Below are 5,116 nucleotides of genomic sequence, written 5' to 3'. Positions count from 1 at the left end.
GGCCAACTGCTGGGCGCAGGCGAGCCCTGCCGGTCCCGAGCCGACGATGGCTACCCGCTTACCGGTCTTGCGCTTGGGCGGATGGGGGGTGACCCAGCCCATCTCCCACGCCTTGTCGGCAATCGCATGCTCGATGGATTTAATGCCCACCGGATCGTCGTTGATGCGCAGGGTGCAGGCTTCCTCGCAGGGGGCGGGACAGACACGTCCCGTGAATTCGGGGAAGTTGTTGGTGGAATGCAGGGTTTCGATGGCTTCGCGCCAGCGGCCCCGATACACCAGGTCGTTCCAGTCCGGGATGATGTTGTTGACTGGGCAGCCCTGCATGCAGAAGGGGATGCCGCAGTCCATGCAACGCGCTCCCTGGATGGCCGCTTCCTCATCGCTTAGGGGACGGATGAATTCGCGGTAGTGCCGCACCCGCTCCCGGGGGGGCTCAGCGGCCTCCTGGAGGCGCTGGTACTCCATAAATCCGGTGATTTTTCCCACTCTATGCCTCTATGACAATAAAACGCTACGCCGCCAGGCGCTTGCCCTTGGCGGCGAGCTCCCCGAGGGCGCGGCGGTACTCGTTCGGGAAGACTTTCACAAACTTCGCGCGCAACACGTTCCAGTCTGCGAGGATGCGCTTTGCTTGGGCGCTTCCTGTGTAGCGCGCGTGGTTTTCGATCAGGCGCTTGAGGATCGCCTCGTCGGATTGGCCCAGATGCCAGAGGTCGCGCGACACCTTGGCCTCCTGCTCCGCTTCCGCCAGCACGGGCTCCAGGGTCACCATGGCCGTGTTGCACCGGCCGGCGAAGGTGCCGTCCTCGTCCAGCACGTAGGCGATGCCGCCCGACATGCCCGCGGCGAAGTTGCGCCCGGTCATGCCCAGTACCACGGCGGTACCGCCCGTCATGTACTCGCAGCCGTGGTCGCCCACCCCTTCAACTACCGCTGAAGCGCCCGAATTGCGCACGCAGAAACGCTCGCCCGCTACCCCGCGGAAATAGGCTTCCCCGCAGATAGCGCCGTAGAGCACCACGTTGCCAGTGATGATGTTCTCTAGCGGGTTGCCGCGGAACTTGGGTGAGGGCTGGACCGCGATGCGTCCGCCCGAGAGGCCCTTGCCGCAGTAGTCATTGGTCTCGCCGATGAGATCCAGAGTAATCCCGCGCGCCAGGAATGCGCCAAAGCTCTGCCCGGCGGAGCCGGCGAAGCGGATGTGGATGGTGTCATCCGGCAGCCCGTCGTGGCCGTAGCGCTTGGCTACCTCATAGGAGAGCATGGTGCCCACCGTGCGGTGAATGTTGCGGATGGGCATCTCGATGGTCACTTTTTCGCCCCGCTCCAGTGCCGGCTGGGCGAGCTGGATCAACCGTTGATCCAGCGCCCGCTCGAGCCCATGGTCCTGTTCCTCGCACTTGTAGCGCGCCACCTCGGGCGGCATCGGCGGCATATAGAAAATGCGAGAGAAGTCGAGCCCCCGGGCTTTCCAGTGGTCGATGCCCTTGCGCATGTCGAGCAGCTCGGTGCGGCCGATCAAGTCGTTGAACTTGCGCACGCCAAGCCGGGCCATGAGCTCCCGCACCTCCTCGGCCACGAAGAAGAAGTAGTTCACCACGTGCTCGGGCTTGCCCTCGAATTTCCGTCGCAACACCGGATCCTGGGTGGCCACTCCCACAGGACAGGTGTTCAGGTGGCACTTGCGCATCATAATGCAGCCTTCCACCACCAAGGGCGCGGTGGCGAAGCCGAACTCGTCCGCACCAAGGATTGCGCCGATCACCACGTCGCGTCCCGTCTTCATCTGGCCGTCGGCCTGGACCGCGATGCGGCCCCGTAGCCGGTTCAGCACCAGGGTTTGCTGGGTCTCCGCAAGGCCCAGCTCCCAGGGCGTGCCCGCATGCTTGATGGAGGACCAGGGAGAGGCACCGGTGCCGCCATCATGGCCGGCGATGGTGACGTGGTCTGCTTTGGCCTTGGCCACCCCGGCGGCGATGGTACCCACGCCCACTTCTGAGACCAGCTTGACGCTGATCTCGGCCTGGGGATTCGAGTTCTTGAGATCGTGGATCAGTTGCGCCAGGTCCTCGATGGAATAGATGTCGTGGTGGGGCGGCGGGGAGATCAACTCCACCCCTGGGGTGGAGTAGCGCAGCTCCGCGATGTATTCCGACACCTTGCGTCCGGGTAGCTGCCCGCCCTCGCCGGGCTTCGCCCCTTGGGCGATCTTGATCTGGATCTGCTCGGCGGAGGCCAGGTACTCCGCGGTCACGCCAAAGCGGCCCGAGGCCACCTGCTTGATCTTGGACTTGAGGGAGTCGCCCTCCCGCAGGGGAATGTCCACTTCCACTCGGTCACGGCCCAGGCGCGACATGAGGGTCTCCCCCGGCTTGACCGGCGCGTAGCGGCGCCGGTCCTCACCCCCCTCGCCGGTGTTGGACTTGCCGCCGATGCGGTTCATGGCGATGGCGAGGGTGGTGTGGGCCTCGGTGGAGATGGACCCCAAGGACATGGCGCCGGTGGAGAAGCGCTTGACGATCTCGGAAGCAGGCTCCACTTCCTCGATGGGTACCGGGGTTACCCGATCGAAGCGAAACTCGAACAGCCCCCGCAGGGTCATGAGCCGCTTCGACTGGTCATTGATGATGTCCGCGTATTCCTTGTACGTCCGGTAGGACCCGGAGCGGGTCGCGTGCTGAAGCTTGGCGATGGCATCCGGGGTCCACATGTGGTCCTCGCCCCGGACCCGGTAGTGGTATTCGCCGCCCGCGTCCAGGGCATGGGCCAGCACCGGGTCGTCGCTGAAGGCTTGCCGGTGGGTGCGGATCGCCTCCTCTGCCACTTCGAATACGCCGATCCCCTCCACCGTAGAAGTGGTGCCGGTGAAGTACTTGTCCACCAGGGCCCGGGACAGGCCCACCGCCTCGAAGATCTGGGCGCCGGTGTAGGACATGTAGGTGGAAATGCCCATTTTGGACATCACCTTGCGCAAGCCCTTGCCTATCGCCTTGATGAAGTTCTTGCACGCCTTCTTGGCGTCCACTTCGCCCAGCAGGCCCTTTTCCGCCATGTCGATCAAGGTCTCGAAGGCGAGATAGGGGTGGACGGCTTCGGCGCCGTAGCCTCCCAGCAGGGCGAAGTGATGCACTTCCCGGGCCGATCCTGTTTCCACCACCAGGCCTGTGGAGGTGCGCAGGCCTTTGCTCACTAGATGCTGGTGGATGGCGGACAGCGCCAGCAACGCCGGGATTGCCACGCGCTCCCGGTCCACTTTCCGGTCCGAAATGATGAGGATGGTGTAGCCCGAGCGTACCGCGTCCTCGGCCATGGCGCACAGGTTGGCGAGCCGCGCCTCGATGGCCTCCTTGCCCCAGGCCACCGGATAGGTGATATCCAGCTCGCACGACTTGAACTTGCCATCGGTGTACTTCTCGATGTGCCGGATGGTCTCCATCTGGTCGAAATCCAGCACCGGCTGGCTCACCTCCAACCGCAGGGGTGGATTCATCTCGTCGATGCCCAGCAGGTTGGGCTTGGGCCCGATGAAGGTGACGAGCGACATCACCAGCTCTTCCCGAATCGGGTCGATGGCCGGATTGGTGACCTGGGCGAAGAGCTGCTTGAAATAGTGGTAGAGCGTCTTGTTCTTGAGCGACAGCACCGCGAGAGGGCTGTCGTTGCCCATGGAGCCGACCGGCTCCTCCCCATTCACCGCCATGGGGGCAAGCTGGAACTTGAGGTCCTCCTGGGTGTAGGCGAAGGCCTGCTGGCGATCGAGGAGCGACTCCCGGGCCGGCTCCCGCCTTTCGGCCGGGGCGGGGAGTTCGTCCAGCTTGATGCGGATGCGCTCGATCCATTCCCGATAGGGACGGGCGGCGGCGAGGGTGTCTTTCAGCTCCTTGTCGTCGATGATTCGGCCCGCCTCCAGGTCGATCAGAAACATCTTGCCCGGCTGCAGCCGCCACTTCTTGACGATTCTCTCTTCAGGGATTGGCAGCACGCCGGTTTCGGAGGCCATGACCACATGGTCATCGTCGGTCACCAGATAGCGGGCAGGCCGCAGGCCGTTCCTGTCCAGGGTCGCCCCAATCTGGCGCCCGTCGGTGAAGGCGATGGCCGCCGGTCCGTCCCATGGTTCCATCATGGCCGCGTGGTATTCGTAGAATGCCCGCCGGGCGGGATCCATGAGGGTATGGCCCTCCCATGCCTCGGGGATGAGCAGCATCATGGCGTGGGCGAGGGAATAGCCCCCCATCACCAGCAGCTCCAGGGCATTGTCGAAGGAAGCCGAGTCGGACTGGCCCGGATAGATCAGGGGCCAGACCTTGTCCAGGTCCTTGCCCAGGATGGGGGAGCTGATGGCCTGCTGGCGGGCGCGAATCCAGTTCACGTTACCGCGCAGGGTGTTGATCTCCCCGTTGTGGGCGATCATGCGGAAGGGGTGCGCCAGCTCCCAGCTCGGGAAGGTGTTGGTGGAGAACCGCTGGTGCACCAGGGCAAGGGCCGAGGCGACCCGCGGGTCCTTGAGCTCCAGATAGTAGTTGGCGATGTCCCGGGCAAGGAGCATGCCCTTGTAGACGATAGTGCGTGCCGACAGGGAGGGGACGTAGAACTCCTTGCCGTGGGCCAGGTTGAGGGCCCGGATGGCATTACCCGACACCCGACGGATGATGTAGAGCTTGCGCTCCAGGGCGTCGGTGACGGTCACGCCTTTGCCCCGGCCGATGAACACCTGACGGATGACGGGCTCGATGGCCTTCACCGATTCGCCCAGCACCGAGCGGTCCCGGGGCACGTCGCGCCAGCCGAGCAGGACCTGACCCTCGTCCTTGATGGCTCGTTCGATTTCGTATTCGCACGCAAGACGGGAGGCGGGCTCCTGGGGCAGGAACACCATGCCGACTCCGTATTGGCCGGGCGGGGGCAGCCGCACGCCTTGCTTGGCCATCTCTTCCCGGAAGAATTGATCCGGGATCTGGATCAGGATGCCGGCGCCGTCGCCTGCTTTGGGGTCGGCCCCGACCGCACCCCGGTGGGTGAGGTTCTTGAGGATTTCCAGGCCCTGTTCGATGATGGTATGGGATTTCCTGCCCTTGATGTGGGCGATGAAGCCCACACCGCAGGCATCATG

1 protein-coding gene and 1 pseudogene are annotated in these 5,116 nt (G+C 64.4%); both read right to left on the bottom strand.

What is annotated here, in order from left to right; all coding sequences use genetic code 11:
* Window positions 1–489, bottom strand: a pseudogene (gene gltD / locus V7Q81_RS14595) (glutamate synthase); the annotation flags it as partial.
* Between the two features lie 25 nt (window positions 490–514).
* Window positions 515–5,116: glutamate synthase large subunit (gene gltB / locus V7Q81_RS14590; RefSeq protein ID WP_333844718.1), on the bottom strand; the 4,602-nt coding region annotated here is incomplete at its 5' end.

Source organism: Pelomicrobium sp., from assembly GCF_036803785.1.
In the GTDB taxonomy this organism is placed as follows: Bacteria; Pseudomonadota; Gammaproteobacteria; order Burkholderiales; family UBA6910; genus Pelomicrobium.
Note: the sequence above shows the minus strand (reverse complement) of the source record. Positions and strands in the feature narration are given on the sequence as shown.